General features: G+C 72.4%; 25 protein-coding genes. 11 read left to right on the top strand and 14 right to left on the bottom strand.

Annotation, left to right across the window (positions count from 1 at the left end):
• Window positions 1-157: 157 nt before the first annotated feature.
• Complete coding sequence (locus tag DEI95_RS02260; protein WP_111059257.1) at window positions 158-1,024, bottom strand: SDR family NAD(P)-dependent oxidoreductase; 867 nt, start codon at window positions 1,022-1,024, stop codon at window positions 158-160.
• A gap of 137 nt (window positions 1,025-1,161) precedes the next feature.
• Window positions 1,162-1,539: a helix-turn-helix domain-containing protein gene (locus tag DEI95_RS02255; protein ID WP_253206071.1), complete on the bottom strand. Its 378-nt coding sequence runs from the start codon at window positions 1,537-1,539 to the stop codon at window positions 1,162-1,164.
• Between the two features lie 142 nt (window positions 1,540-1,681).
• Here DEI95_RS02255 and DEI95_RS02250 point away from each other — a divergent pair, with 142 nt between their 5' ends.
• From DEI95_RS02250 to DEI95_RS02235, 4 genes are read left to right on the top strand one after another with little or no spacing between them, the layout of a single operon-like run.
• Window positions 1,682-2,710 carry a zinc-binding alcohol dehydrogenase family protein gene (locus DEI95_RS02250; RefSeq protein WP_111059256.1) on the top strand — a complete coding sequence of 343 codons (1,029 nt, stop codon included), beginning with the start codon at window positions 1,682-1,684 and terminating at the stop codon, window positions 2,708-2,710.
• A gap of 42 nt (window positions 2,711-2,752) precedes the next feature.
• Complete coding sequence (locus DEI95_RS02245; protein WP_111059255.1) at window positions 2,753-3,160, top strand: heme-binding protein; 408 nt, start codon at window positions 2,753-2,755, stop codon at window positions 3,158-3,160.
• Window positions 3,157-3,876 carry an SDR family oxidoreductase gene (locus DEI95_RS02240; RefSeq protein WP_258367438.1) on the top strand — a complete coding sequence of 240 codons (720 nt, stop codon included), beginning with the start codon at window positions 3,157-3,159 and terminating at the stop codon, window positions 3,874-3,876. Before DEI95_RS02245 ends, DEI95_RS02240 begins: the two co-directional genes overlap by 4 nt.
• A gap of 13 nt (window positions 3,877-3,889) precedes the next feature.
• Window positions 3,890-4,183 (top strand): putative quinol monooxygenase, encoded by a 294-nt coding sequence (locus DEI95_RS02235; RefSeq protein WP_111059253.1) that lies wholly within the window; start codon window positions 3,890-3,892, stop codon window positions 4,181-4,183.
• Window positions 4,184-4,249: 66 nt separating this feature from the next.
• Here DEI95_RS02235 and DEI95_RS02230 read toward each other — a convergent pair whose 3' ends face one another.
• From DEI95_RS02230 to DEI95_RS02215, 4 genes are all read right to left on the bottom strand, one after another.
• Window positions 4,250-4,957 carry an SDR family oxidoreductase gene (locus DEI95_RS02230; RefSeq protein WP_111059252.1) on the bottom strand — a complete coding sequence of 236 codons (708 nt, stop codon included), beginning with the start codon at window positions 4,955-4,957 and terminating at the stop codon, window positions 4,250-4,252.
• Between the two features lie 49 nt (window positions 4,958-5,006).
• Window positions 5,007-5,744, bottom strand: coding sequence for a hypothetical protein (locus tag DEI95_RS02225; RefSeq protein WP_111059251.1), 738 nt, complete (start codon window positions 5,742-5,744; stop codon window positions 5,007-5,009).
• A gap of 14 nt (window positions 5,745-5,758) precedes the next feature.
• Window positions 5,759-6,640 (bottom strand): alpha/beta fold hydrolase, encoded by an 882-nt coding sequence (locus tag DEI95_RS02220; protein WP_111059250.1) that lies wholly within the window; start codon window positions 6,638-6,640, stop codon window positions 5,759-5,761.
• Window positions 6,641-6,766: 126 nt separating this feature from the next.
• A complete protein-coding gene (locus DEI95_RS02215) occupies window positions 6,767-8,341 on the bottom strand; it encodes a sodium:proton antiporter (protein WP_111059249.1) in 1,575 nt (524 codons plus the stop codon).
• A 68-nt stretch (window positions 8,342-8,409) separates the two neighbouring features.
• Between DEI95_RS02215 and DEI95_RS16550 the strand changes: the two genes are divergently transcribed.
• Window positions 8,410-8,568, top strand: a complete 159-nt coding sequence (locus DEI95_RS16550; protein WP_181436164.1) for a hypothetical protein — start codon at window positions 8,410-8,412, stop codon at window positions 8,566-8,568.
• Window positions 8,569-8,715: 147 nt separating this feature from the next.
• Here DEI95_RS16550 and DEI95_RS02210 read toward each other — a convergent pair whose 3' ends face one another.
• A complete protein-coding gene (locus tag DEI95_RS02210; protein ID WP_146243575.1) occupies window positions 8,716-9,120 on the bottom strand; it encodes a heme-binding protein in 405 nt (134 codons plus the stop codon).
• Window positions 9,121-9,325: 205 nt separating this feature from the next.
• Between DEI95_RS02210 and DEI95_RS02205 the strand changes: the two genes are divergently transcribed.
• The 3 genes from DEI95_RS02205 to DEI95_RS02195 all read left to right on the top strand — a co-directional run bounded on the left by DEI95_RS02205 (window position 9,326) and on the right by DEI95_RS02195 (window position 13,366).
• A complete protein-coding gene (locus DEI95_RS02205) occupies window positions 9,326-10,144 on the top strand; it encodes an alpha/beta fold hydrolase (protein ID WP_110904249.1) in 819 nt (272 codons plus the stop codon).
• Window positions 10,145-10,265: 121 nt separating this feature from the next.
• A complete protein-coding gene (locus tag DEI95_RS16835) occupies window positions 10,266-12,434 on the top strand; it encodes an MFS transporter (protein ID WP_220036612.1) in 2,169 nt (722 codons plus the stop codon).
• Window positions 12,435-12,490: 56 nt separating this feature from the next.
• A complete protein-coding gene (locus tag DEI95_RS02195) occupies window positions 12,491-13,366 on the top strand; it encodes an aldo/keto reductase (RefSeq protein WP_111059247.1) in 876 nt (291 codons plus the stop codon).
• A 217-nt stretch (window positions 13,367-13,583) separates the two neighbouring features.
• On the opposite strand, the gene DEI95_RS16880 is transcribed toward DEI95_RS02195, so the two are convergent.
• A complete protein-coding gene (locus tag DEI95_RS16880; protein ID WP_258367405.1) occupies window positions 13,584-13,712 on the bottom strand; it encodes a hypothetical protein in 129 nt (42 codons plus the stop codon).
• Window positions 13,713-13,940: 228 nt separating this feature from the next.
• Here DEI95_RS16880 and DEI95_RS02190 point away from each other — a divergent pair, with 228 nt between their 5' ends.
• Window positions 13,941-14,978 (top strand): zinc-binding alcohol dehydrogenase family protein, encoded by a 1,038-nt coding sequence (locus DEI95_RS02190; protein ID WP_111059246.1) that lies wholly within the window; start codon window positions 13,941-13,943, stop codon window positions 14,976-14,978.
• A gap of 11 nt (window positions 14,979-14,989) precedes the next feature.
• Here DEI95_RS02190 and DEI95_RS02185 read toward each other — a convergent pair whose 3' ends face one another.
• Window positions 14,990-15,538, bottom strand: coding sequence for a hypothetical protein (locus DEI95_RS02185; protein WP_111059245.1), 549 nt, complete (start codon window positions 15,536-15,538; stop codon window positions 14,990-14,992).
• A 173-nt stretch (window positions 15,539-15,711) separates the two neighbouring features.
• Between DEI95_RS02185 and DEI95_RS02180 the strand changes: the two genes are divergently transcribed.
• Window positions 15,712-16,557 (top strand): helix-turn-helix domain-containing protein, encoded by an 846-nt coding sequence (locus DEI95_RS02180; RefSeq protein WP_181436163.1) that lies wholly within the window; start codon window positions 15,712-15,714, stop codon window positions 16,555-16,557.
• A 24-nt stretch (window positions 16,558-16,581) separates the two neighbouring features.
• On the opposite strand, the gene DEI95_RS02175 is transcribed toward DEI95_RS02180, so the two are convergent.
• The 4 genes from DEI95_RS02175 to DEI95_RS02160 are packed head-to-tail and all read right to left on the bottom strand — an operon-like array spanning window position 16,582 to window position 23,717.
• On the bottom strand, window positions 16,582-19,314 hold the full coding sequence (locus DEI95_RS02175; protein WP_111059243.1) for an AAA family ATPase: 2,733 nt from the start codon (window positions 19,312-19,314) through the stop codon (window positions 16,582-16,584).
• Window positions 19,315-19,356: 42 nt separating this feature from the next.
• Complete coding sequence (locus DEI95_RS02170; RefSeq protein WP_111059242.1) at window positions 19,357-20,682, bottom strand: FtsX-like permease family protein; 1,326 nt, start codon at window positions 20,680-20,682, stop codon at window positions 19,357-19,359.
• Window positions 20,679-21,425 carry an ABC transporter ATP-binding protein gene (locus tag DEI95_RS02165; RefSeq protein ID WP_111059241.1) on the bottom strand — a complete coding sequence of 249 codons (747 nt, stop codon included), beginning with the start codon at window positions 21,423-21,425 and terminating at the stop codon, window positions 20,679-20,681. The genes DEI95_RS02170 and DEI95_RS02165 overlap by 4 nt, the downstream gene beginning before the upstream one ends.
• 9 nt (window positions 21,426-21,434) lie before the next feature.
• Window positions 21,435-23,717 (bottom strand): helix-turn-helix transcriptional regulator, encoded by a 2,283-nt coding sequence (locus tag DEI95_RS02160; protein ID WP_181436162.1) that lies wholly within the window; start codon window positions 23,715-23,717, stop codon window positions 21,435-21,437.
• 122 nt (window positions 23,718-23,839) lie between these two features.
• Here DEI95_RS02160 and DEI95_RS02155 point away from each other — a divergent pair, with 122 nt between their 5' ends.
• Window positions 23,840-24,682 carry a helix-turn-helix domain-containing protein gene (locus DEI95_RS02155; protein ID WP_181436161.1) on the top strand — a complete coding sequence of 281 codons (843 nt, stop codon included), beginning with the start codon at window positions 23,840-23,842 and terminating at the stop codon, window positions 24,680-24,682.
• 40 nt (window positions 24,683-24,722) lie between these two features.
• Here DEI95_RS02155 and DEI95_RS02150 read toward each other — a convergent pair whose 3' ends face one another.
• A complete protein-coding gene (locus DEI95_RS02150) occupies window positions 24,723-26,945 on the bottom strand; it encodes a helix-turn-helix domain-containing protein (RefSeq protein ID WP_181436160.1) in 2,223 nt (740 codons plus the stop codon).
• Between the last annotated feature and the right edge of the window lie 36 nt (window positions 26,946-26,981).

Genomic DNA, 26,981 nt, shown 5'->3' with positions numbered 1-26,981 from the left:
CACACCTCCGCGACAGTCAAGGCCACGGCTGCCTACAAACGGCCCCGGCGACGCTCCTGGTCGTGCAATCAGTACAGGCATGATCATTCTGAGCGATGGGCCAGCCCGGGAGCACCACTACACCGCTCGTTGAAGACCTTCGACTGGCGTCTGTCGCTCAGGCCCCAACCCCGCCGCCGCCCGGGAGCTCCACCCGCTCGGCACCAAAGTCGGCGGACGCAGAGACGCCTTCCCACGCCGTGGCCTCGGCAATCTGCTCCTGCGAGTACGCGATCGCCATGCGCGCCGCCCCGGCGCCGATGACGAGGTGGGACGGCAGCCGGTCCCGTCCCACGGTGCGCACGAGGATCTCGGCGGCCCTGTCCGGGTCTCCCGCCGCCGGCGCTCCGCGGAGACGCTCCGCGAAGGTACCCACCGTGGCGCTGTACTCCTCCGGGATCCCGTGAACGTCCATCGACGCGCCCGCCCAGTCGGTGGCGAATCCGCCCGGCTCGACGACGAGATACCGGATCCCGAACGGCGCCGTCTCGGTGGTGAGCACGCGTGTCAGTCCGTCGATGCCGAACTTCGCCGCCTGGTACGAGCCGAGGCCGGGGGTCCCGCCGACTCGTCCTCCGACGGACGAGAACTGGACGATGGTCCCGCCGCCCTGCTTTCGCAGGATCGGGACGGCTGCCTTCGAGACGTTGTAGACGCCCCAGAAGTTCGTCTCGAACTGCTGCCGGAAGTCGTCTTCCGACGCGGTCTCGACGGGTGCGAGGTTGGCGTACCCGGCGTTGTTGACGACCACGTCCACCGAGCCGAACGCGTCGCGGGTGGCGTCGAGTGCGTCCATGGCAGCGGCCGCGTCGGTGACGTCAAGTGCGAGTGGGAGCACCTGCGACCCGAACTCCTCGACGACGTCCGACAGCTGCTGCGGCTTCCGGGCGGTGGCTGCGACCCGGTCGCCGGCGCGGAGGGCGGCGAGGGTGAGCGAACGGCCGAAGCCGCGGGACGAACCGGTGATGAACCACGTGCGGGACATGGGTGCTCCTCTGCGAGATCGGATGATCGAACGATCTCCGACGCTACGAGCTACCCGGCAGGACAACCTGGCCCGGTTGGGGACACGCTCGCTCCGGCGGCCTTGCCAGAACCTGGGTGCATCGACTCAGGGAGGCCTCAGTGCCGCGACACGTTCTCGTTCACCCAGTCCCGCAGGTGCGCCAGTGGTGCCGCTGCCCCCACGCCGAGCGGCGTCAGCGCGTACTCGACCCGGGGTGGCACCTCGGCGAACACGGTCCGGGTCACGAGCCCGGCGTCCTCCATGCGCTTCAGCGACGCGGAGAGCACCTTCGGGCTCACGCCCTGCAGGTGACGCCGCAGCTCACCGAACCGCTGCGGGCCGTCCTCGAGCACACCGATCGCGAGCGCCGTCCACTTGTTCGCGAGCAGGTCGAGCATCTCGCGGCACGGGCAAGCCGCGGCGTAGACGTCGTTCCGGTCGCAGGTGTCGAGCACGTGGGCGGCTTCGACGGGACGGCTCATCGACGTGGTCACAGCGGCACTGTACCTGCGGCCACGTCGAGCAGCAACCGCTTGGTTCCCGTTGGGTACGGCTTCCGAACTGGGCTTTCTCGGTTACCCGACGGTAACCAGGGGGCCTTGCGGGTAACCACGGGGACGGGTGCACGGTACTGACATGACCACGACGAACGAGGTCCGAGCGATCGGACAGACAGCTGCTCTCCCGGTCACCAGCGCCCGCAGCCTGGTGCCGACGACCATCCCCGAACCGACCCCCGGCCCGCACGACCTGCTCGTCGAGGTCCGCGCGGTCTCGGTCAACCCCGTCGACGTCAAGCTCCGCGGCGGCTCGGAACCGGACGGCGGTGTGCGGGTGCTCGGCTTCGACGCCTCCGGTACCGTCCGCGCCGTCGGCGATGCCGTCACGCTCTTCGCCCCGGGCGACGAGGTGTTCTACGCCGGTGCCATCGACCGGCCCGGCAGCAACGCGGAACGCCAGCTCGTCGACGAGCGGATCGTCGGTCGGAAGCCGTCGACGATGTCCCACACCGAGGCCGCCGCGCTCCCGCTCACTGCGATCACCGCGTGGGAGAGCCTGTTCGACAAGCTCCGGATCGCCCCGGACGCGACCGGCACCCTGCTCGTCGTCGGCGGTGCAGGGGGTGTCGGCTCGATCGCCATCCAGCTCGTCCGGACCCTGCTGCCCGGCGTGCGGGTGATGGCCACCGCTTCCCGACCGGAGAGCGAGGCGTGGGTGCGCGACCTCGGCGCCCACGACGTCGTCGACCACCACGGCGACCTCGCCGCACAGGTCCTCGACGTGGCCCCAGACGGCATCGAGTGGATCCTGACCGCCAACTCGACCGGCCAGCTCCCCGTCTACGAGCGAGTGCTGCGCCCCTTCGGCCAGATCGTCGCGATCGACGACCCCGAGCAGGTCGACGTCGTCTCGCTGAAGTCGAAGGCGCTCACGTGGCACTGGGAGTTCATGTTCGCCCGGTCCCTCCACGGAGCCGCCGACCTGGCCGAACAGCACCGGATCCTCGACGAGGTCGCCGACCTCGTCGACACCGGACGCATCCGCGGAACCGCGACGACGGTCCTGCGGCCCATCACCGCCGAGACGCTGCGCGAAGCCCACCGCCTCGTCGAGAGCGGACGCGTCATCGGCAAGGTCGTCGTCACCGACGAACCGGCCGCCTGAGCCGCAGACCCACCAAGACCACCACCAGAGAAGGAGACAACCATGTCCATCACCCTCACCCAGGCGCAGCGCATGATCGCCGCGGCGGACGCCAAGGCCGCCGAGCTCGGCGTGCCGTCGTCCATCACCGTCCTCGACGACGGCGCCCGGATGGTCGCCTCGGTCCGCCAGGACGGTGCCCCGCTCGTGTCGATCGACTCCAGCTTCGCGAAGGCACGCACCTCGGTGTACTTCGGGGGCGCGGCCACCGGCGACCTCGCGGCGGCGATCCAGCCCGGCGCTCCGCTGTACACGCTCGGAGCCGCGAGCAACGAGCCGCTCGCGTTCGTCGCCGGCGGCCTCCCGATCACCGACGAGTCCGGTGCCGTGATCGGCGCCGTCGGCTCCGGCGGCGGCACGCCCGACCAGGACGCCGTCATCGCGCAGGCCGGCATCGACGCGGCACGCTGATGAGCACCGGCCTCGCGGGCAGGACCGTCCTGGTCGTGGGCGCGGGATCCGGCATCGGGACGGCGGTCGCATCCGCGGCCGCCGTCGTCGGCGCCCGGGTCGTCGCCGCCAGTCGTCGGCAGGACACTGCCGAGCAGGTCGCCGAGATCGTCGGGCGCGGTACGTCCGCCGTCCGGCTCGACCTCGGGGACGAGGACAGCATCCGCGCCGCTCGGGCGACGCTCGGGTCCGTCGACCACGTGGTGACCGTCGCCGCCGACCACGCGAACGGCCCGGTCAGCGCACTCGAACAGAGCGACGTGGAGGATGCCTTCCGTGCGAAGGTCGTCGGCCCGTTGGTGCTGGCGAAGCACCTCGCCCCGATCATGCCGCCCACCGGCGCGTTCGTGCTGTTCTCCGGGTACGTGTCTGCCCGGCCGCAGCCCGGACTCGCGGTGATGGCGACGACCAACGGTGCGGTGGACGCGCTCGTCCCGGCACTGGCCGTGGACCTGGCACCGATCCGCGTCGTGGGGATCTCCCCCGGTGTCGTCGACTCCGGATCGTGGGACGGCATGGACGACAAGGCAGCGTTCTTCGCGCAGGTCGCCTCTTCGAACCCCGCCCGTCGCGTGGGGACCCCGGAGGACGTCGCCGACGCGGTCGTCTTCGCCCTCACCAATCCGTTCCTGACCGCGACCACCGTCCACCTCGACGGTGGCCAGCGGATCGCCTGAGCAAGGGGGCACCATGAGCATCGTCATCATCGCGGAGATCGAACCGTCGCCGCGCGACGCAGAGACCGTCCGGGAGGCGCTCCTCACCGCCGTCACACGGGTCCGCTCCGAGGACGACGGCTGCGAGCGCTACGAGTTGCACCGCGACCCGCGGACCGGTGGGTTCGTCATGGTCGAGCGTTGGCGCGACCAGGCTGCGCTGGACGCGCACGCCGCCGGACCGGCCTTCGCTGCGCTGAGCGCAGCGCTCGAGGGTCGGCTGGCCGTCCCGATCGCGCTCCGGCCGTTGGAGACCGTCGAGGTCTGAGCACGACGAACGCCCCCTGCTGCGGCTCGTGCCGTGGCAGGGGGCGTCTTGCGCGTCCGCACGCTGTCAGCGCCTGTGCGCCTCCTGCAGCGCGTCGTAGCGCTCGTGCACCGGCGCGGAGAGACCGGCTCGGGCAGCGCGTGTGAGCTCGTCGGCGAGGACCTCGTGTGCTCCGGCCTCCAGCCCGTCCAGGACGGCAGCGACCACGTCCGCCGGGTCGTTCTTCGGCATGTCCCCGGGCGTCATTGGGGTGTCGGTGAACGCCAGGTAGGCGCCGAGCACCTGTACGCCGTCCGCCGCGAACTCCAGCCGGAGGGAGTCGGTCGCCGACCACAGGGCGGCCTTCGACGCGCTGTACCCGTTGCCGATCGCGAACCAGCTGAGCGCCGACGCGACGTTGACGACCGCACCGTGCGAGCGGCGGAGCGCCGGTGCGAACGCCCGCGTGACCTGCAGGGGGCCGAAGAAGTTCGTCTCCATCTGCGCACGGACGTCGTCGAGGTCACCGTCCACGAGGGAGCCGCTGCGCAACACACCCGCGTTGTTGATCACGACCGTCACGTCGTCGGCGCCAGCGGCTGCATCCCGTACGGATGCGGCGTCGGTCACGTCGAGCCGGATCGGCACGACGCCCCCGTCGTCCCACGTCCGCGGGCTCCTCGCCGCCGCGTACACACGTGCAGCGCCACGCTCACGGAGCTGGCGCACGAACTCCTGTCCGAGTCCGCCGTTCGCTCCCGTCACCAGGACCACTGCCCCGTCGATGTCCGTCATGGCCGTCCTTCCTTTTGGTGTCGTCCGGGTTCCGTGACGATGCGCTTCGTCAGGAGACGACGACGTCGTCGATGCGGATGGAGACGATGAGCGGCTCCGGCAGCGCGTGCCCGTCGCCGTCGCGGACGAAGATGTTGCGCTCGGTGGCTAGCAGCAGACCGTCCACCCAGGTCTGCCCGGTCATGTACTCCACGCTCGGGGACGCACCGGCGATGTCGACCTCGTAGTCCCGCCGCCGGAGCACACCGTCGGCGTCGGCGTAGAGCGTCTGCGTCGGGGTGTGGGTCGCGATGGAGTCGGGGTAGGTCACACGGAGGCGGTCCCAGGTCTCACCGCCCGGCTCGGTCCACGGGCCGGCTTCCTCGACCTGCACGCCGGGGAACGTGAACGACCAGGGCTCGGTGTTGTAGGTCCACATGGCGTAGCCCGTGAAGTAGGCCAGCTGCAGGGGCGTCCACGGCGTCTCCAGCACGTGACCGGCGAACGACGCCCGCGGGTCGACGAGCTCCTCGACGACCTCGTCGCCGTGGTCGGTCGAGCGGACGACGGCGACGCGGTCGGCGGTGAACTCGGTCCGGAGGTCGGCGGCACCGAAGTGCTCGAGCGAAGCGCGCTGCTCGCGGAGGTCGACCGTGAAGCGGCCTTCCTCGGCGATCCCCGGGACCTGCTTGAGGCCCCAGAAGGCGCCACCGAAGTGCCGGTTCGCGGAGATGGTCGAGACGTCCGCCCATCGTGCGCCACCGTGGGCGTCGAGGATGCGGTCGAGCAGGGTCGTGGTGGTGGTCATGATGGCTCCGGGGTTCAGGCGGCGGTCGCCGCGGTCAGGAAGTCGGTGGTGAGAGCTGCCGCCTCGGCGGGGTACTGGAAGATCGACGCGTGCGCCGCGTCCGGGAACACGTGCAGGCGCGCATCCGGGATCAGCCCGGCGAGCGTGTGACTGCCGGGGGTGCGGATCATCAGGTCGTCGTCGCCCTGCAGGACGAGCGTCGGCTGACGGATCGCGGTCAGACGTTCGAGCTTCGAGATGTCCGGGATGCCCCAGGCCAGCACAGCGTCGTACTGCGCGTCGCGGACCGCCGCGGTCGTCGGCTCGTCCCGATCCTCGGTGCGACCGCCCAGCCGGCGCAGGAAGTCCACGCCGAGCGTGCGGCTCGTCTCCGTGTGCGCGAAGAAGATGTAGAGGAGGTTCTCCGCCGACGGCACGTCCTGGCGCGACTCGCGCTCGATGTCCTCACGCCAACCGTGCATGGTCGGAGCGCCCGCGGGGCCGGTGCCGGCGAGCACCAGGTTGCGCACCGCCCAGGGCCGGAGCAGGGCGAGGTCCTGTGCGACGAACCCGCCGAGCGAGAACCCGAACACGTCGAACCGGCGGATCCCGAGCGCGTCGGTGAACGCCAGCAGGTCGACGGCCATCTGCGCGACCGTCGACGGCACGGTGCCGGTGGACCCACCGACGCCGGCGTTGTCGACGAGTATCACCTCGCGGTCCGCGGCGATCGGGTCGACGAGGGCCGGGTCCCAGTTGTCCAGGTTGCCGCGGAAGTGCATCAGGAACACGAGCGGGACGCCGTCCGCGCTCGAGCCGAAGCGGCGGTAGGCGTAGCTGGTGCCGTTCGCGGCCGTCACGCGGCTCGTCCGGACGGTGGTGGTCGTGGTGCCGGTGGTCGGGGCCGTGCTGGTCATTGCGGTGCTCCCTCGGGTCGGCCGACCCCGTCGGCCGGCGGCGGTGTCGACGCTAAGAGCGGTATGGGCTGCACAGCGTGCTCCCGTCGGGGACATGCTCCCGAGCGGGACACCCTCCCTGCGTCCTCAGTCGGTCCGCCCGGTGACGGTGGCGCGAACGGCAGCTTCCTCGATGTCGAGGACGGTCAGCACGGCACGAACCGCGGCCTCGGGGTAGCGCCCCTCGCGCCGCGCCCCCAGGACGGCTCGGCGTTCCTCGGCGATGGCGAGCATCCGGAGCTCCCCGTACGCGGCCGACCGGTCGGCGCGCACTGCGTCGTCGCCCACGAGCGTCTCGCCGAGCAGTGCGGCGTCGACGCGGACGCGCTCCACGACGCGGTCGTCGTACGCACCGTCCTCGAGCTCCTCGACCAGTCGGAGGCTCTCGGCCCGTGCCTCGGCGAGCAGGAGCTGCGTCTCCATCCGCTCCTGGTCGAGGTCGGGCGGCGGCAGCGCCACCTTCCGGATGACCCAGGGCAGCGTCAGCCCGATGAGGAGCGTCGCCAGGACCACGACGAAGGCGAGGAACTGCAGGAACGCCCGGTGCGGGGTCTGCTCGGGCAGCAGGAACACGGCGGCCAGCGTGACGACCCCGCGGACGCCGGCGACGGTCACCGGCAGGTCGAGACGCCACTGCCAGCTCCGTCTCCGGAGTCGCCTCGGTCCCCACCGGTAGACGGCCGTCACGGCGAGGCTCCACCCGAGACGCGCGGCCACGAGGACCACGACCACCACCCCGATGACCACGGCCGCGCGGGCGACCCCGATGCCGGACGACAACGCGCCGCGGAGGATCGCCGGGAGGCTGAGCCCGATGAGGAGGAAGACCGCGTTCTCGAGCAGGAACTGGATGGTGCGCCAGTTCAGCGACTCAGCGAGGCGCGCCTCCGCCGACTGCAGCACCGGAGCGCGGAAACCGAGGAACAGCCCGGCAACCACCACCGCGAGCGGGCCCGATGCACCGATGCCGTGCGCGAGCAGGAAGGCGACGTAGGGCGTGACGAGCGACAGGCTCGTGTCGAGGACGGCGACCGAGATCCGTCGCCGCACGGCTCCCATGACGAACGCGACCAGGAGTCCGACGCCCACGCCGCCGACCACCGCCAGCACGAACTCGCCCGCAGCACGGACGGGGTCGAAGACCGCGACGATCGCGACGACCGCGGTGTTGAGCGCGACGAGCGCGGTGGCGTCGTTGAGCAGGCTCTCCCCGTCCAGGATCGATGCCAGCAGTCGTGGGAGCGGCGCCCGGCGGGTCACCGCGGTCACCGCCACGGCGTCCGTCGGAGCGACGACCGCACCGAAGGCGAACGCGGCGGCGAGGGTGAGGGTCGGCACGACCGCCCAGGTGGCGAGGCCGACGACCACTGTCGTGAACGCCACCAGGCCGACCGACAGCAGCAGGAGCGGTTCACGCCGCGCGCGGACGTCGGCCAGGGATGTCTGCAGCGCCGCGGCGAACAGCAGCGGTGGGAGGAGGACCGACAGCACGAAGTCCGGTTCGACGTCCACGCGGGGAACGCCGGGCACGTACGAGACCGCCACCCCGATGAGGACGAGCGCGAGGGGTGCCGACCAACCGACGCGTCGTGCCGCCGCGCTCACCGCGACGGTGACCACGAGGAACACGACGACCCACCCCAGGGTCACCTCGACGCTCATCGGGTCCGCCCGTGGGTGTCCGTGCCGCAGGCACGCATCGGGCGCTGACAGCTTCGTAGCCTGCTCGCATGCGTATACACCGCTCCGGATCCACCGTCCCGGTCAGGTCGTCCACGCCGACCCTGGCCTCGATCGCACTCACGCGGATCCTCACCGACCCGGTGGACGTCGCCCCGTCGCCGACCGAGGAACGCCAGCCGGACGGCGACGCGTCGTTCGTGCGCTGATCCCGGACGGTCGGTACGCCGCGGGTCAGCTCGGTGTTCGACGGTGCACGTCGATTTCTGGGAGGACATGCGGTGACGCTAGGGCGGTCCGCAACCGACGCGCGTGTCCCCGCCCAGGCCAGGCAGCACGGGCGGGAACGGAGGGGGTCAGAGCGCTGCGACCGCCGCATTCGCGATTTCGAGGTCCTGGTCGGGGGATCCACCACTCGATCCGATCCCCCCGATGACGTGCCCGTCGGCGTCCCGCACGGGCACACCGCCGGCAACGAACGTGAGTGGCTCCTGGCTCGCGGCCCAGAGCGAGTACAACGGCGCTCCCGGCTGGACGGCACCGGACAGGTCGCCGGATGCGGCCCCGAACGACACCGCGGTCCGGGCCTTCGCGGCACTGGCGTCGACGGACACCAGCGGCGCACCGTCCTGTCGGGCGACGGCGACGAGCCGCGCGCCCCGGTCGAGCACGGTGATGGTCGAGGGGACGCCGAGTTCCTGGGCCTTCTCCTCGGCTGCGGTGATGGCGGCGTGCGCCTGGGTGATCGTGATGTCGGTCATGTCCGGTTCCTTCCGTTCGGTGGACGGCACCGACGCTAGGGATCGTCCTCGACGGGTTGCGTGCCCCTGCCCGGGTCACCCGCGTGGTGACGGAGCGCGGTGTGGGTGGTCCCCACGGGGACACGCCCCCGCGACGCGGCGCTCGTAGCGTCGCCATCGCCGACGACGATCGTTCGGCTTCAGACCACGACGCAAGGAGACAACCATGCCCACGTTCACCACGCCCGACGGCCTCGAGATGTACTACACCGAGCAGGGCGAGGGGCAGCCCATCGTCTTCGCGCACGGCTGGCCGCTCAGCTCGGACGCGTGGCAGCCGGAGCTGAAGTTCTTCAGCGAGAACGGCTACCGCACGATCGCCCATGACCGCCGCGGACACGGCCGTTCGGAGAAGACGGCCGTCGGCCACACCATCGACCAGTACGCCAAGGACCTCGCCGCCCTCATCGAGCACCTGGACCTCCACGACGTCATCGTCATGGGCCACTCCACCGGCGGCGGCGAGGTGGTCCGTTACGCCGCGCAGTACGCGAACGGCCGGGTCGCGAAGGTCATCACCGCCGGTGCGATCCCGCCGATCATGGTGAAGTCGGACAGCAACCCGGACGGCACCCCGATCGACGTCTTCGACGGCATCCGCTCCGGCGTCCTCGAGGACGCATCGCAGTTCTGGCTCGACCTGTCCGAGTCGTTCTTCGGGGCGAACCACGGCCGCGACGTCTCCTACGGCGCGAAGCTCGACTTCTGGCGTCAGGGCCAGTCGGTGAACCTCTCGGCCGCGTACGACTGCGTCAAGGCGTTCTCCGAGACGGACCAGACCGAGGACCTGAAGGCACTGACGGTCCCGATCCTCATCGCTCACGGTGAGGACGACCAGATCGTCCCCATCGACGACGCCGCCCGCAAGTCGATCGACCTCGTCGCGGACGGCACCCTCAAGACCTACCCGGGGGCCCCGCACGGCATCCACGGCGACTACCGCAAGGTGCTCCAGCAGGACGTCCTCGCCTGGATCAGGGGCTGACGCATCGTCAGTCGGACGGGAGGCGCGGTGCGGGTCCGCACCGCGCCTCCCGTCCGTCAGCACTCCGGAATGTCGCACCATCTATGAGGGTTACGTCTGAACCCTTCGGAGGAGATCAGCCATGAGCACCACGTCGGAGCAGCCGCGACCGCGGCTCCCCCTCAACACGTTCGGCATCGCGTTCGGGACGGCCGGCATCGCCGGCACGTGGACGGCTGCCGGCATCGAACTCGGCGCACCGCCGGCCATCGGTGAGGTGCTGTGGGCGGCCGCAGCGGTCGCCTGGGTGGTCACCATCGTGCGGTACCTGCACCGACCCGGCGGTGTGCGGGCGATGGCAGCCGACCTCCGACACCCCGTCCTCGGTCCGTTCGCCGCGCTCGTCCCGGCCGTCGGTTCGTTGCTCGCCGCACACCTCGCGATCCGGTTCCCGGTCACGGGCGCGGTCGGTGTGTGGACGATGCTCGTGGTGACGACGGCGTTCGGTGCCTGGTTCGTGACGACGCTGCTCACCCTCCCTCGTGATCCCGCCGCCCTGCACGGCGGGTATCTCCTCCCGACCGTGGCGGCGTCGTTGCTCAGCTCGCAGGCACTCGCCACGATCGGACACCCGGAGCTGGCCATCGGGTACTTCGCCGCCGGCGTGCTGTTCTGGCTCCTGATCGGCGCCGTCCTCGTCGCGCGCTTCGCCACCGGTCCGGCCGTGCCGGCCGGCCTGCTCCCGACCCTCGCCATCCTCTCCGCGCCTCCCGCCGTGGCCGGGAACGCCTGGTGGACGATGACGGGAGGTTCGGCATCCGTCGTGCACACCGCGCTCGCCGGGACGATGGTCGCCTTCCTCCTGCCCCACGTCTTCCTCCTGCGCCGCTACGTCACGAGCGGGTTCGCGATCGGGTTCTGGGCGATGACGTTCACCACCGCGGCGAGCGCGACGTACGGGATCCGCCTGCTCTCGCTCGCGCACCTCGGCACGACCGGCACGGTCCTCTCCTGGGTCGTCGTCGGGGTGGCCACCCTCGTCGTCGGCAGCATCGCGACCCGGTCCCTCGGTCTGCTGCGTCGGTCGGAGCAGGAGGGACCGCGCCGGTCCTCCGCCGGGTACCGGAGGACCGCGCTGATCGGCGTCGTCGTCGCCTCCGTCGCCGTCGCGTTCGGCGCTGGAGCCGGGAGTCCGCTCTTCGTCGTCTACCAGGCGGCCTGGGGCTTCCCCGACTGGCAGCTCACATCGGCCTTCACGGTCTATGCGGTGACGCTCCTCGGGACGCTCCTGACCGCCGGGCGGCTGTCAGACCATGTCGGTCGGCGGCCCGTCCTCGTGGCGGCCCTCGTCCTCATGCTCGTCGCCAGCGCCCTGTTCCTCGTCGCCGACGGCATCGGGTGGGTGATCGCCGCCCGAGCCGTGCAGGGTGTCGCGACCGGAGCGGCGACGAGCACGTTCACGGCGGCGATCATCGAACTGTCCAGCGAACGGCACCGGCGCACGATGACGGTGCTCACCAGCGCTGCGCCGGTCGGGGGTCTCGCCCTCGGCGCGTTCGGTGGAGGCATGGCGGCGCAGTTCGCGCCCGACCCGACCGCCGCCGTGTTCCTGACGCTCGGAGTGGTGTTGCTCGTCGGCATAGCCGCCGTGCTCGCGGCGGACGAGACGGCGGACCGGCACGCCGGGGCACTCGCGTCGCTCCGACCAGTGCTCGCGGTCCCCACTCGCGCCCGAGCGTGGTTCATCGTGTTGGCTCCACTGACGGTGGCCGGCTGGATGTTCTCCGGCCTGTTCCTCGGGCTCGGGCCGCGACTCGACGACGGCGTCTTCGCACTCGGCAGTGGAGCGGCGAGCGCTACCGTCATCGCCGTGCAACCCGCCGCCGCGGCGGTCGCCGGCATGCTCTTCGCCCGCGTCGCAGACCGGCGCGGAACGGCGATCGGTGCGGGCCTGCTGTTCGTCGGAGCCGTCGGCGCCGGCGTCGCCGTCCTCACTGCCGACCTGCCCCTGCTGGTCGGGGCGGCGCTCGTCGGTGGTGCCGGACAGGGCGCCGCGTTCGGGTCCTCGTTGCGGATCCTCGGCCCGCTCGCGGACAACGCGACCCGCGGCGGCCTCTTCGCAGCCGTGTACCTGATCGCATACGCGGCCTACGGCGTCCCGGTGCTCGTCGCGGGCTTCTGCACGGCCGGCCTCGGGCTCGTGACGGTCGGTGCGTCGTACGCAGCGCTCGTCGCCGTCGCTGCCGCCGTCGCCGCAGTGGGCCTGACCGCTCGCGCTCGTCGAGAACGCACGGTCGTGCCCGCCGTGTGAGCAGCGCCCGCTTCCTCATCCCTTCTCCACCGCATCAGCTGATGAACAGGACCACCATGACCGACATCGATGCACGACCCGTCACCGCCGCGGATGCGGGTACCTTCCGGATCGGCGGGGACCTCCCCGTCGCACGTCTCGGCTTCGGCTCGATGCAGTTGCCCGGCCGGAACGCCTTCGGCCCCTCGCGCGACCCCGAGGGTGCCCGGGCAGTCCTCCGTCGGGCCGTCGAACTCGGCGTGACCCTCATCGACACGGCGGACGCGTACGGGCCCGAGGTCGCCGAGGACCTGATCGGTCAGGCGCTCGCGCCGTACCGCGACGACGTCGTGATCGCCACGAAGGGCGGGTTCGTCCGCGGACGTCGGGGCGAGTGGATGGTCGACGGACGGCCTGGGCACCTGCGCGCTGCCGTTCAGGGCAGCCTCCGCCGACTCCGACTCGAGCGCATCGACCTGTACCAGCTGCACCGGATCGATCAGCGGGTCCCGCTCGACGACCAGCTCGGCGCGCTCGCTGCCCTCCGCGACGAAGGGCTCATCCGGCACGTCGGGCTCAGCGAGGTGAGCGTCGCGGAGCTCCTCGCGGCGCAGCGGATCGTGCCGATCGCGACGGTCCAGAACCTCTACAACCTGGTCGAGCGTTCGTCCGAGGACCTCGTGCGTGTGACGGCGGAGCTCGGCATCGGCTTCATCCCGTGGTTCCCGCTCGCCACCGGAGGGCTGACACGAGGGTCCGGTGCACTCGGGGCGATGGCATCGCGCGCTGGTGTCTCGCCGTCACAGATCGCGCTCGCGTGGCTGCTGCAGCATTCGCCGAACCTGCTGCCCATCCCGGGAACGTCGAGCCCGGCACACCTCGAGGAGAACGTCGCCGCCGCCGCGGTCCGGCTCTCCCCGGTGGACGTGGCGGCGCTCGACCGCGCAGCCTGACCCGGCCGACGAGACGAACGGCCCGGTCCCCTGAGGGAACCGGGCCGTTCGTCGTCGGCGTCTCACCCCGACGGCACGAAGAAGTCGCCGTATGCCGGATCCTCGGGCAGCGAGCGCTCCGTCGCCATGACCGCGATCTCCCGAGGCGATCGGAGACCGCGCCGTCGCCACTGGTCCGGGTCCGCCCGGAGTACCTCGAGCACCGTGCGCATCGGTGTCACGAGTGGCCACCGAAGTGGCTCGAAGCCGTGGCGACGACGGGCAGCAGGAGCGTCTGGAGCACTGGCGGGGCGACGTCGACACCGACGTGCGACGTGGCGGGGACGGGCGGGTGCAGGATCCTCATCGGTTCTCCTCGATCGTGGCCGCCGGACGGCGACGATCCTGACGCTACGGGCCGTTCCCACCCCGGCACGTGTCCCCGCGAGGAGCATCCCCTCCAGGGTCATGCACAACCGAGGATGTCCCCGACGGAGCCACGCTGCCCGGCGGTGCGAGGTCCTACCGTGCGTCGTGGAGGCGATCCGCGCCTCCACGGAGAGCACCTGTCGACCGCGTACCAACGGAGGAACCCATGACCGTCACCGACCCGAGCAACCGGAGTCACCGGACCGCACCGACCACGACCCGCGCGTTCCTCGCGCAGGCGGGCAGGTCCGTCCGCGACGACGATGCGTTCGTCACCCGCGAGGTGCCGCTCGCCCCGCTGCGTCCGCACGACCTCCTCGTCCGCGTCGAGGCCGTGTCCGTCAACCCGGTCGACACGAAGAGCCGCCACGGCCTCCGCTCGGGCACGAAGCAGCTCGGCTGGGACGCCTCCGGTGTCGTCGAGGCGGTCGGCCCCGCGGTGACCCGCTTCGCCGTCGGCGATGCCGTCTGGTACGCCGGAGCACTCGACCGCCCCGGGACCAACGCCGAACTCCACGTCGTCGACGCGCGGATCGTCGGGCGCCGACCCACGTCACTCGACCACGCCGAGGCCGCGGCACTCCCGCTCACCGGCATCACGGCATGGGAGACGCTGTTCGAGCGGTTCCGTCTGACGGAGCACAGCACCGGCACGCTGCTCGTCGTCGGAGCCCCCGGAGGAGTCGGCTCGGTGCTCGTGCAGCTGGCGAAGGCGCGCACCGGACTGACGGTGGTCGGCACGGCCGGACGTCCTGAAAGCCGCGAGTGGGTGACCGCCATGGGCGCGGACCACGTGGTCGACCACCGGGACCTGGTGCGGAACGTCCGAGCGGTGGCGCCCGAGGGTGTGCAGTACGTCTTCACCGCGCACTCGGCCGGGAACGTGCAGGCCTTCGCGGACCTGGTGCAGCCGTTCGGCGAGATCACCGCGATCGACGACCCGCGCGGCCTCGACCTGTACCCGCTCAAGCGGAAGTCCATCGCCTGGCACTGGGAGCTCATGTTCACCCGGTCGTCGTTCAGCACACCGGACATGGCCGAGCAAGGGCGCCTGCTCGACGCGCTCGCGGACCTCGTCGACGCCGGCCGCGTGCGATCCACCGTGACCTCGCTCGTGCAGGGGTTCGACGCCGCAGGCCTGCGCGAGGCGCACCGCCAGGTCGCCGACGGGACGGCCATCGGCAAGGTCGTGGTCGCGCGCTGACGACGGTCGCCTCAGTCGGGCAGCGAGTCGGCGAGGCGCCCGAGACGCCCCGCCGACTCCTCGTCCGCACCGCGCCACAGCAGCAGGGTGTCACCGTCCGGACCGGGCACGGCGAAGCGGTGGTACGCGAGCACGAGGTGACCGACCAGGGGGTTGTCGAAGCCGACGACGCCGTTCGGTCCGGCGTCGCCCGGCTCGGCCCAGAGCCGGGCGAAGTCGGCGCTGCGTGCGGCGAGCTCACCGACCAGCTCGATGAAGCCCTGGTCCTCCTCGTGCTCGTCGAGCAGCCGTCGGAGCTCCGTTGCGAGCCTGGTCCCGACCGGTGTCACGTCGGCTGGACCCGGCGCGGCCCGGAACAGCGGAGCACCGTCGGGTTGCAGGAAGGCCGCACGTGCCAGGTTGGCGCCGGGCCGGAACGACGGGTGGACGGCGTGCACCAGAGAGTTGGCGACACGGACGGTCAGGTGCCGGTCGTAGACGGCTGCCGGGACGGTCCGCCAGGGCAAGACCAGTCTGCCGAGCAGTGCCCGCCGGAAGTCGACCTCGTCGTCCGTGCTCACCTTCCGGAGCGTACGGGCGAGCCCGCACGGGGAACGTGTCCCCGGCCGGGACACCATCCGATGGGGCAGGGATGTGGTCATTCGACGGATGCTGCGGACGTCGTGGGGACGCCACCGTGGAGACACGATCCCGGCACGTTCCCGGGACGGCCTGCTCCGACCCGGGAGGTACCGTGACCGCTCCGTCTGCACACCTCGGCGACTACCTCCGGGCCCGGCGCGCGCTCGTCCGGCCCACCGACGTCGCCATCATCTCCTCCCGGACCCGACGGGTACCGGGGCTCCGTCGCAGCGAGGTCGCGCAGCTCGCGGGCATCAGCCAGGAGTACTACCTCCGCCTCGAACAGGGGCGCGACCGCCGACCGTCCCACCAGGTGCTCGCCGCGATCGGACGGGCCCTCCTGCTCGACCCCGTGGCGGTCGAGCACATGCACCGACTCGCGAAGTTCGACGAGCAGGACGCCCCGTACGCCGTGCCCGCGAAGGCCGCGGTGGTCGACGGGCTGACCGATCTGGTCGACGGGCTGACCGACCTGCCGGCGCTCGTCATCAGCGCCGACCAGGACGTCCTCGCAGCGAACCCGCTCGCACGGCTGGTCCGCCCCCGGCTCCAGCCCGGGAGCAACGTCCTGTTCGAGCTCTTCTCGTCGCACGGGCGCGCGGACGCCGTCGCCTGGGCAGACGACGCCCGCCGCGCGGTCGCCAACCTGCGCTTCCACGGCGACCCGAGGAGCACGCGCTACCAGGAGGTCGTCGGCACGCTCGCGATCCGCGACGACACGTTCCGCACCCTGTGGGCCCGCCACGACGTCGAGCGACAGGTCGTCTGGCCCGCGCAGATCCGGGTCGGCACACTCGGTGCCGTCGACTTCGTGTGCCACTCACTCGCCGTGCCGGGTCCCAGCGGGCAGTCGCTCGTCACGCTGACCGCGAAGGCCGGCAGCGCGGGCGCCCGACTCCTGCAGCACGCCCGGAGGCGCTCGGCGGCGGCGCCGGGCCCTGCCGCCGCCGTCGCGTGACCCGACGGTGACCGGGCACGGGACTCAGTCCGGTGCGTCCGCGGGTGCGAGGACGCCGACGAGCTGGGAGCGGCGGCTGATCCCGAGTTTCGTGAACGCGCGAGACAGATGGGCGGCGACCGTCCGGTGGGACAGGTACACCTCGTCGGCGATCTGCTTGTTGGTCCGGCCGGTCGAGGCCATGCGGGAGACGAGGAGTTCCTGTGGCGTGAGCAGGTCGTCCGCCGTCTCGCGCGCCACATCGCGTTCCGCGACACCACCGGCCGCGCGGAGCTCGGTGCGCGCGCGTGCCGCCCACGAGCGGGCGCCGACACCGTCGAACAGCCGGACTGCCTGCGCGAGCTGCTCACGGGCGTCGACGATCCGCCGGACGCGTCGGAGCCGTTCGCCTAGGTGGAGCCGTGCCACGGCCAGGTCGAACGGCATCGTGCTCGGTGATCCGAGCTCGACCGCTGACGAGAGGTGCTCGAGCGCCTCGGCGTCGTCGACCGCCAGCAATCCCCTGGATCGCGCCACGAGCAGCCGCAGGTGCGAGGAACCGGTGACCTCCGCGACCTGTTCCGCCTCGTCGAGCCACTCGAGCACAGGTGATGCGTCCCCGGTGCGGATCGCTGCCTCGACGAGGTCCGCTCCGGACCACATCGCGACCGGCCGGTTGACGGAGGTCCGGGCGAGGTGCGCGAGTGCGTCGTCGTGGCGCCCCTCGTCCGCCGCGGTCAGCGCCGCTGCCCACGCCGCAGTGGCGACGATGCGAGCGAACCCCTGCGCGACGGGGATGCGCGTCAGCGCGTCCAGACACGCGCGGGCTCCCTCACGGTCGCCTGCTCGTGCGAGCGCTCGAGCCGCCTCGGCGAGCGCCATCCCGGTGACCACGGGAAGCTCCAACTCCTCGCTCAGCCGTGCCGATCGGTCGGCATCGGCCAATCCGTCCGTCAGGTGTCCCGCTGTGATCCGCGGGCTCGCCCGGCCGCAGAGCGCGGTAGCCTCGTCGCTCGTCCGCGCGGCGTCGTGGAACAGGCGGGCGCCTGCTGTCCAGCACCGGTCCGAGAGCGCCATGTCGCCGGCTTCCTCGGCAGCGAAAGCAAGACAGTTGATGATGACGCCGTCGGTCGCCTGGGCGCGGTCCAGGAAGCGGTCGACGGTCGCGTCGTCCAGCGGCCGCCCGGTCCGCACGAGCGCCAGGGTGACGTCTGCGAGGACCGCCGTGTCCCGGTCCTCGTGCTCCTGAGCAGCGCGTTCGACGGTCGAGGCGACCAGCTCCCGGACACCGTCCGGTTCCTGGTGGATGTAGCACTTGGCGGCTGCCCACAACAGGACCTCGGCACGCTCGCTGGCCTCGGACCGGGTGCCGGCGAAGGCCACCAGCTCGGCGGCCCCCCGACCTCGGTGGTCCGCGGTCATGCTCAGCATCCACTCCGCCCGCGCGAAGCGGTGTTGCGTCCGGGCATCCGAGAGCTCCGCGAGCGGCTCCGCGCGGCGCAGGAGCACGGACGCGTCATCGGAGGCGCCCGCACGCCGGGCCGCCTCCGCGGCCTCCACGAGTCGGTTCGCCTGGTGCGTGGGGTCGGGCGAGAGGTCCGCGGCGCGTTGCCACGCGGTCGCGGCTTCTGCCGGCGCGCCGTGCCGGAGGGCAGTCTCCGCGACGCGGTCGAGGTCCGCGGCGACGGATTCGTCGAGGCCGACGGTCGCTGCGGCGCGGTGGAGAGCGCGACGGTCCGGGGCACGGACCGCGGTGGCGAGGACGTCGTGGGCAGCGCGGCGTCGGAGGGGATCCGCCGCGTCGTAGTGTGCCGAGGCGACCAAGGGGTGTCGCGGGACGATGCGGTCACCGTCACGCCGGACGAAGCCCTCCCGTTCCAGGGTCGCCAGGTCCGCGGCACCGAGGCCTGCCGCCGCCACGGCTTCCTCGAGTTCCCGGACCGTGGCGCCTTCTCCTGCTGCGACGAGGAGCAGTGCCTCCTGAGCGTCCTGCGGGAGGAGGCGGACGCCGTCGAGGAAGCTCCTCTCGAGACGTGCGGACATCCGGTCGGTGGTCCGTGATCGAGTCGCACCTGCGTCGGCGGCGGAGAACTCGAGCAGGGCCAGGGGGTTGCCGTACGCCTCGCGTCGGACGCGCAAACGTTCCCGGTCCGGCAGGTGCCCGGCCACGTCCGAGAGCAGCTGCGCAGCGGCGACGTCGTCGAGCGGTCCCAGACGGATCACGGTCGGGAACGCGTCTGCCGGATCGGACACCTGCCCACCTGTCCTGGAGGTGGCGACGATCAGGACGCGGAGAGCCGTCAGCCGTGGGGCTGCGAACAGCAGTGCGTGGACCGACGTCCGGTCCATCCAGTGCAGGTCGTCGAGGAGGAGCACCACCGTGCCGTGCGTGCACGCTTCCTCCAGGAGCCCGAGGACGGCGACGCCGAGCACGAGGCGGTCCGGCGTCGGACCGGTCCGCCGACCGAAGGCGACGTCGAGGGCGGACGCCTGTCGTTCCGGGAGCGCGTCGATGTACGCCGTGAGGGGGTTGAGCAGCTCGTGCAGCGCCCCGAACGCCACGTCGGTCGCGCTCCGGACACCTCGCGCCCGCAGGACGAAGCGTGCATAGTCTCCAACGACCGCGGCCGTGTCCGCCAGGAGGGCGGTCTTCCCGATGCCGGGCTCCCCCTCGATGAGGACCGCGCTGCCCAGACCGGCACGCGCCTCGTCGAACGCGTTCGCGATCAGCCGGGCCTCGGCGTCGCGGCCGACCAGTCGATGGATGTGTTCCGACACCTGCTGAGTTTACGTCGGGTCCGGCCGGACGGGCGGGATGGCTCACGCCCGGACAGGAACGCGACGACGACGGGCGGGGAGCGCCGGCAGCACCGAGGAGACGACCACGAGTGCCGTCGAGAACACGCCCACGGCACCGAGCAGCACGACGGGGAAGACCGGCCGCGCACCGGGGTGCCCGCCGACGAGCACCGCCCACTCTGCGGTGGCTGCGACGCCGACCACCGCCGCGGCGACCAGCGTCCCCGTGATCCCGAGGACGAGCCCCTCGAGCGCCGCGACCCCGACCGGCAGGCCCGGCGACGCGCCGACGGCCTTGAGCTGATCGCGTTCCCGGGCACGGTCCCGAGCGGCCATCGCCGCGGTGGCCGCCGCTCCGATCGCCGCTAGGAGCACCGGGCCGCTGAGGACGAGCACCGTCGCCCCGGCTCCGCCGGGCACGTCCGCACCCACGGCACTCGCCGCGGTCCGCTGCCCGCCGACCAGTCCCGTGGGCAGTCCGACCGCCACCAGCAGAGCCGCGAGCGTCGTGTCGCTCCGTGATGCCGACCACCGCACCGCCGCGCGCGCCAGCCCGAAGGTCACAGAAGTGCTGGCAGGCACGAGCGCGGTCCAGAGCCGCACGGCGGGTGCGCCGACGGTCCGGCCCAGCACGGCGACCGCCGCGACCAGCACCGGGCCGATCAGGAGCGCGGGCGCGGCTCCGTCCGGCACCGACGCAGGCAGCCCGGCGAGCATGCTCCCGGCGAGCGCCACGAGCAGGACGACGACCGTCGCTCGCACGGCGACCGACCGGCGGCCCACCGGCGCGTTCCGGAGCACCGCCGACGGCGAGGTGGCTGCTGCACGCCTGCTCCCTGGTGCACCGGCGACGACCGCTGCTCCAGCCGTGACCACGACGACGACGATTGCTTCGACCCAGGACGCCGCCACTCGGACGTCCGCGAGCCCGTTCGAGTCGAGGAGTGCCGCGGACACCGCCGGCGGCACGACGACCGCTGCGGCGGCTGCGCCTGCCACCGCGCCGGTCGTCGACACCAGGGCCGTCTGCAGGAGCATCGTCCACCGGACGCCGCGAGGCGTGACGCCGGCGAGTTGCCAGAGCCCGTACGTCCGGACGAGGAGCGCCGCTGTGAGCCGGACGACTGCCGAGACGATCACCAGGACGGCGATGAGTGCGAACGCCGCCGTCGTGCCCGCGATGGACAGCATCGCGAGGCCCCGCACGTCCGGTGTCTGCAGCCCGCCCACGACGAGCGTGCCCGGGACGGATCCGGCCACGGCGGCGACCGCACAGACCGCGAACAACCCACACCACACCCGCCACGAGGACCGGAGGTCGGCCGCAGCCAGCTGCGCGACGATCACGTCAGGGCCGCGTGCTCGACGGCGGCGAACAGGCCGTCCACGTCCGGACGGATCAGCTCTGCGTGCACGAGGCCGTCGCGCAGGACCAGGGCACGGTCCGCGCGGGCCGCTGCGGCGAGGTCGTGCGTCACCATCACGACCGACCGCTCGCCCGCTGCGGTCCGGCGGAGCAGGTCGAGCACCCGTGCACCCGCGACGGTGTCGAGTGCGCCCGTGGGTTCGTCGGCGAAGACGACCTCAGGACGGGCGACGAGCGTGCGGGCGATGGCGACCCGCTGCTGTTGCCCTCCGGACATCGCGTCCGGCCGCTGGTCCGCCGCGTCGAGCAGTCCCACGGCATCGAGTGCGGCGTCGACCGTCCGCCGGTCCGCCGGGCGCTTCGCCAGGCGTGCCGGCAACGCGACGTTCTCCCGAGCGGTCAAGGCGGGCAACAGGTTGTACGTCTGGAAGACGAACCCGACCCGTCCACGGCGGTACCGGGCGGACCGTTGCCGCGAGAGCCCGCGCAGGTCGACGCCGTCGAGTTCGACCACGCCGCGCACCGGCGTCTCGAGCCCGGACAGGCAGGCGAGGAGCGTGCTCTTCCCGGAGCCGCTCGGCCCCACGATGGCGAGCATCTCCCCACGCCGTACCTGCAGGGACACCCCGCGCAGGACCGCACGTCCCACTCCCGCGTGTGTCGGGTAGGCGTGCTCGATGTTGCGAGCTCGCACGATCGGCTGCTGGTCGGGGTCTGGCTGCACCGAGGCAGGTTAATCAGCGTCGGGCGTGCCCTGCCTGCCCCCGCCGGGGACATCCTGCGCTGCGACGTCGACTGCACGCGTCGACGGGTCCGGTGCGGCGGCCGTCGTCCTGCGTGCTCGCGCGACCAGCTCACGGAGCTCACCGACGACGGCGAGCGCCTGCGCGTCGGCACGGTCCGCGTCGACCAGCGCGACCGCCCGCTCGGCGTCGGCCAGGGCCTCCGCGACGGAACCGGACCCGAGCAGCGCCTCGGCACGCTGCCGCAGGGCGCGGGCGGCACCGGTGTCCCAACCCATCCCCGCCGCGACGGCGAGCCCGGTGTCCGCGGCGTCGCGCGCTTCGGCCCACCTCCCGAGAGCGTTCGCCGACTTCGCGATCTCCTCGAGCGCCACCACGCGGGTGAAGGCCATCCCGGGGTCGCCCTGCGGCGCCCGGTCCAGGTCGTCGAGGACCCCACGGAACGCGACGATCGCCTCGTCGTGGCGGCCGAGCAGGTGCAGCGCCGCGCCGGCCATCGACCGACACTGGACGAGCGCGGCGTCGTCGCTGGCCCGGGTGTTCCCGTCGATGGCTGACTCGATGTGCGGCAGGGCGAGCAGCGGTTGCCGGAGTGCGAGGTACGCCCACGCGACGTGGTACTCGGCGTTCGCGCGCAGCAGGTCGTCATCGACGGTGTCCGCTGCGGCGAGCCCGGCGGTGGCGAGTTCCAGCGCTCCGTCCCGATCGCCCCGCTCCATGAGCGCCGCCCAGGTCTGGAGGCCGAGGAGGCGGGACTCGGCCGCCCTGTCGTCGAGGCGTCGGGCGGCCTCCACCGCGTCACCGAAGAGCTCGTACCAGTGACCCCATGCCGGCCACAGGTTCGAGAACCACTGCAGCTCGCTGGCCGTGCGAGCGACGGCGGTGTGGTCCCCCGCATCGACGAGCGCCCGGAACGCCGGCCACCAGTGGTCGACCTGCCCGACGATCCACCTCCGCGCCGCGTCCGGGGCGTCTGCGCCGTTCGTCGATGGCGCGCCCGGAGCGAAACGACCGGCGGCGTCGGCCAACCTGCCGAGCACCGCACTGTGCAGCCGGGAGCGACGGGCGTCTCGTGCCGTCGCTCCGTCCTCCGTCACGAGCTGCACGCCGGCGAACGCACGCAGCAGGTCGTGCACGCGGTACCGGTTCCCGCCGCGGGGCTCGACGAGACCGAGGTCGACGAGGTCCTCGAGTGCGTCCTCCGCCGTTTCCGCTCCGAGTCCGAGCGCTGCACCGCCGGTCCACGCGTCGAAGGTCGTACCGTCGATCACCGCGAGGGACCGGAACACGCGCGCGGTCGACGCGGGCAGTGCCCGGTAGGAGACGGCGAAGGCCGCCTCGACCGAGCGGTCGCCGTGGTGGAGCGCCGCGAGCCGCTGCTCCTCGGTGACGATCGCACGGAGGAAATCGTCGAGGTCCGCTCCCGGGGCGGCCACTCGACTGCCGGCGATCCGCAACGCCAGCGGGACTCCCGCGCATCGCTCGGCGAGGGCGGACAGCGAAGGGTGTCCCGCGGCATCGGGGACGATGCGCTCGAGCAGGGCGAGGCCGTCCTGTTGCTCGAAGGGCGTCACCGTCACGCGGAGCCCGGCGTCGAGGCCGGCCAGCAACCTCCGTGCGGTGACGATGACCGGGGCCGCTGGGCCGCTCGCCTCCAGTACCGGCCGGACCTGCGCCTCGTCCGCTGCGTCGTCGAGCAGCACCGCGTGACCGTGCTCGTCACGGAGCGCGCGCCACCGAGACGCTGCCGCGTCGAACTCGGTCGGTGCGTCCTCCGTTCCGTCCGTGGCGATCGAGACGAGTCGTCGGACCACGTCGAGCGAGGACAGGGGCGACGCGGACTGCCCGCCGAGGTCCACGTGCAGCCACCTGCTGCCGCGCACGCGGAGCGCTTCCGCCGCCAGGGTGCTCTTCCCCACGCCGGGCCCGCCCGACACGACGACGACCGTGGCGTGGTCGTCGCCGAGTCGGTCGAGGATCCGGCGCAGCTCGTGCTCACGGCCGGTGAAGTCGTCGACGACGTCCGGCGCGGCGGACGTCGACGACGACTGCCGCCGACCGATGGCGAGGAGTGCGTTCCGGTCGGTGGGACCGGCTCCCAGTGCCGTCGCGATCGCCTCGAGCGTGGCGCGCTGCGGGCGACGTGCCACGCCGCGCTCGATGTCACCGATCGTCCGGACGCCGACCCCGGCCCGGCTCGCGAGGTCGGCGAGGGTCAGGCCGACCTCAGCGCGCAGGCGCCGGAGGACCGCTCCGTCGGTTCGTCCGGACACGGTCTCCTCGATTCCTGCCTGCGTTCTGCATGGTGCGGACGCCGGCTGACTGGTGGGCTGGTGCTCGTCATCATGCAGCACCACGGCCCGGTGCCGCACCGCCGACGAGAGGGACCACCGCCATGCCGACCACCGCGACACCGCTGGGCGAGTACCTCCGTGCTCGCCGAGCCCTCGTGCAGCCGACCGACGTCGGGATCGTCTCGCTGACGTCGCGTCGTGTCCTGGGCCTCCGTCGCGACGAGGTGGCGCAGCGCGCCGGGATCAGCCAGGAGTACTACCTGCGCCTCGAGCAGGGGCGGGACCGCCAGCCCTCGGACCAGGTGCTGCACGCACTCGGCCGCGCACTGCGGTTGGACCCGGCCGCGATCGACCACATGCGCCGCCTGGTGCGCATCCAGACCGGTGGACTCCTTACCGACGCCCCCGCGCCTCCCGGGTCGGTCCTCGCAGCGTTGGCCGGCCTGCTCGACCAGTGGACCGGCACCCCGGCCTACATCATGGACGGCAACCAGGACGTGCTCGTCGTGAACCCGCTCGCACGGGCGATGACGGGTGGCGGCCTGCGTCCCGGGGTGAACCTGCCCCTCGCCGTGTTCTCGCCGTCCGCCCGGGTCACGATGCAGGACTGGCCGCAGGCAGCTGAACGTACGGCCGCCACGCTGCGGTACGGGAGCGACCCGCGGGACCGCCGCCTGCAGGAGATCGTGGGCACCCTGTCAGTCCGTGACGCGGAATTCCGACGTCTCTGGGCCCGGCACGACGCCCGCCCCTACCTGAACGGTGCGATCGACCAGGAGGTGCACGGGCACGGGCTCGTCACCCTGCGTTGTCAGACGCTCGAGGTGCCCGGTCCTCGGCGGCAGGTGCTGACGGCCTTCCACGCTCCCGTCGGCTCGCCCGCGGCAGAGGTGCTCGCGGCGCTACGGGACGACGTGACCGTGCGGCGGACGGTGACGGTGTGACCTCACTCCCCGCCGTCGCTTCGTCGCTCGCGTTCACCCGTCACCCGGGCGGACCCGTGAGGTCGTCGCGCAGCATGGCGAGCTCGCGCTGCAGGGCGTCCAGGCGTGCGGGACGGACCCGCGCCGGCATCGCCTCCAGGGCGCGTTCGACGTCGCGGAGCGCCTCGTGCCGTCGCCCGAGTTCTGTCAGGGCCGCCGCCCGTGTGCGCAGCAGCAGCCCGAGCGACGTCCCGGTGTCGAGCGGGACCGAGCCGAGCCCCGCATCGAGGACGGCGAGCGCTCCATCGGCGGCTCCCGCCGCGAGGAGCGACGTGGCGAGTTCGGCACGTGCGAGGGCCTGGGCGTAGCGGACGCGCTCGTCCACGGGGTCGACACCGGCGACGATGCCCTGCACCGTTGCACGGAGCGCGACGACCGACTCGGCGTGCCGCCCCTGCGCCCGGAGCACGAGGCCGAGGAGGCCGCGCGCCTGGTGGAGGAAGACCGGGTCCGGGTCGGCCTCGAAGCCCGCTACTGCAGCCCGCACGTGGGCCTCGGCACGTTCGACCTCCCCGAGCTCCAGCGCAGCCCACGCAACGTGGTAATGCCCCCAGGCAACCAGGTGCGCTGCGCCGGAACGCTCGGCCGCACCCAGGGCATCCACCGCGTGCCGCGCAGCGAGACGGTGATCGGCCCGCTCGATGTGAGCCGCCCACGCGAGGTGCCCGCTGATCTCGGAAGCAGCACCGTCGTCCCCGGTCGCACTCGCTGCGTCCTGCGCGAGGAGGTCCAGCTCGTACCACCTGCCCCAGTCGGGCCAGAGGTTCGCGACCCACTGCAGCACGCTCGTCAGGGTGAGCACGGTCTCGTGTCGTCCGTCGGCCGCCGCGCGCTGGAACGCCGGCCACCAGTGGTCGACCTCTGCGACGATCCAGTCCCGCGCCGCCTGCTGGTCGGCACCCGACAGTGAGACCGGGGCTCGCCCGGGGACGACGAACACCGACCCGGCGGTGAGCAACTGGTCGAGCAGCCAGCGGTCCAGGCGAGCGCGGACGGAGGGCTCGGCGACCGCGTCCTCTCGCAGGCGGTCGGACGCGAACAGCCGGATCAAGTCGTGCACGCGGTACCGGTCGGCACCGCGTTGTTCGACGAGACCGAGGTCGACGAGCTGTTCCAGCCGTTCCTCGGTCTCGAGCGGGTCGTCCCCGAGCGCTGCCGCGACCACCTGCGCGTCGAAGGTGACCCCGTCGAGTGCGGCGGTCGTGCGGAACACCGCGGACGTCTGCGGATCGAGGTCGTCATGGGAGACCGCGATCGCGGCTGCCACCGACACGTCCCCCGCGACGAGCAGCGCCAACCGACGATCGGCCGAGCGCAGCCGGACGACCAGGTCCGCAGCAGTGGTCGCCGGACGACTCGCGATGCGGTTCGCCGCGACCCGGAGCGCGAGGGGGAACCCGTCGCACAGGGCGAGGAGTTCCGCCACCGAACGATCGTCGCGCTGTTCCGCCGGGATCACACGTTCGAGGAGCACGCGAGCGTCCTCGGCGTCGAGGACGTCGAGGACCACGCGTTCGGCGTCGAGTCCGGCGAGCGATCGGCGGGAGGTGGCGACGACGGTCGCTCGCCCCTCGACGAGGACAGGTCGCACCTGCTCCTCCCCCGACACGTTGTCGAGATGGACGAGCACGCGTTCGTCAGTGGCGATCTCGGCCCACCGTGCACGAGCGGCCACGAGCGTCCCTGGCGGGTCGCCGGGCTCGCACTGGCGGAGCACCCGCTGCAGCACCTCCAGCGCGGTCGAGGCGGGGCGACCGTGCCCCGCGAGGTCGACGAAGACACGACGCCCCTCCCCGGCGACGTGGGCCAGCGCCTCGGTCACGAGCGCGGTCTTCCCGATGCCGGGAGGACCGGACACGACGACGACCCGGACGGGAGCTGCGGTGCCGGATGCCGAGGCAGCGTCCACGAGTCGGACGAGTCGGTGCAGCTCGGCGCCGCGGCCGGTGAAGTCCGTCACGCGGGCCGGACGGAAGTCGGTCCGCCCGCCGTCCGGGCCGCTCGCGATCAGTGGTGCTCGGAGCCAGCGCCGCGCCGCGTCGTCGAGGGCGAGGCCCGACACCAACGCCTCGATCGTGCGGGGCTGGGGGTGGAGGCTCCTGCCGCGCTCGATGTCGCTGATGCCCCTGACGCTCACGCCGGACCGTTCGGACAGCGCCTCGAGCGTCATGCCGGCCGCAAGCCGTAGCGTCCGGAGCCGCGTTGCGAGTTCCGATCCGCCCACGACGTCCCTCCCGATCGGCGACAGCCTAGCGGGCGA

Source organism: Curtobacterium sp. MCBD17_008, from assembly GCF_003234475.1.
GTDB lineage: Bacteria > Actinomycetota > Actinomycetes > Actinomycetales > Microbacteriaceae > Curtobacterium.
This window is presented reverse-complemented; position numbering and strand designations above follow the sequence as displayed.

Excerpts from the sequence above, each read along its gene's own strand:
- DEI95_RS02260 (WP_111059257.1), bottom strand. The coding sequence starts at position 1,024 with ATGTCCCGCACGTGGTTCATCACCGGTTCGTCCCGCGGCTTCGGCCGT.
- DEI95_RS02205 (WP_110904249.1), top strand. The coding sequence starts at position 9,326 with ATGCCCACGTTCACCACGCCCGACGGCCTCGAGATGTACTACACCGAG.
- DEI95_RS02195 (WP_111059247.1), top strand. The coding sequence starts at position 12,491 with ATGACCGACATCGATGCACGACCCGTCACCGCCGCGGATGCGGGTACC.
- DEI95_RS02220 (WP_111059250.1), bottom strand. The coding sequence starts at position 6,640 with ATGACCAGCACGGCCCCGACCACCGGCACCACGACCACCACCGTCCGG.
- DEI95_RS02235 (WP_111059253.1), top strand. The coding sequence starts at position 3,890 with ATGAGCATCGTCATCATCGCGGAGATCGAACCGTCGCCGCGCGACGCA.
- DEI95_RS02245 (WP_111059255.1), top strand. The coding sequence starts at position 2,753 with ATGTCCATCACCCTCACCCAGGCGCAGCGCATGATCGCCGCGGCGGAC.
- DEI95_RS02230 (WP_111059252.1), bottom strand. The coding sequence starts at position 4,957 with ATGACGGACATCGACGGGGCAGTGGTCCTGGTGACGGGAGCGAACGGC.
- DEI95_RS02215 (WP_111059249.1), bottom strand. The coding sequence starts at position 8,341 with ATGAGCGTCGAGGTGACCCTGGGGTGGGTCGTCGTGTTCCTCGTGGTC.
- DEI95_RS16550 (WP_181436164.1), top strand. The coding sequence starts at position 8,410 with ATGCGTATACACCGCTCCGGATCCACCGTCCCGGTCAGGTCGTCCACG.
- DEI95_RS02250 (WP_111059256.1), top strand. The coding sequence starts at position 1,682 with ATGACCACGACGAACGAGGTCCGAGCGATCGGACAGACAGCTGCTCTC.
- DEI95_RS02190 (WP_111059246.1), top strand. The coding sequence starts at position 13,941 with ATGACCGTCACCGACCCGAGCAACCGGAGTCACCGGACCGCACCGACC.
- DEI95_RS16835 (WP_220036612.1), top strand. The coding sequence starts at position 10,266 with ATGAGCACCACGTCGGAGCAGCCGCGACCGCGGCTCCCCCTCAACACG.
- DEI95_RS16880 (WP_258367405.1), bottom strand. The coding sequence starts at position 13,712 with ATGAGGATCCTGCACCCGCCCGTCCCCGCCACGTCGCACGTCGGTGTC.
- DEI95_RS02225 (WP_111059251.1), bottom strand. The coding sequence starts at position 5,744 with ATGACCACCACCACGACCCTGCTCGACCGCATCCTCGACGCCCACGGT.
- DEI95_RS02210 (WP_146243575.1), bottom strand. The coding sequence starts at position 9,120 with ATGACCGACATCACGATCACCCAGGCGCACGCCGCCATCACCGCAGCC.
- DEI95_RS02155 (WP_181436161.1), top strand. The coding sequence starts at position 23,840 with ATGCCGACCACCGCGACACCGCTGGGCGAGTACCTCCGTGCTCGCCGA.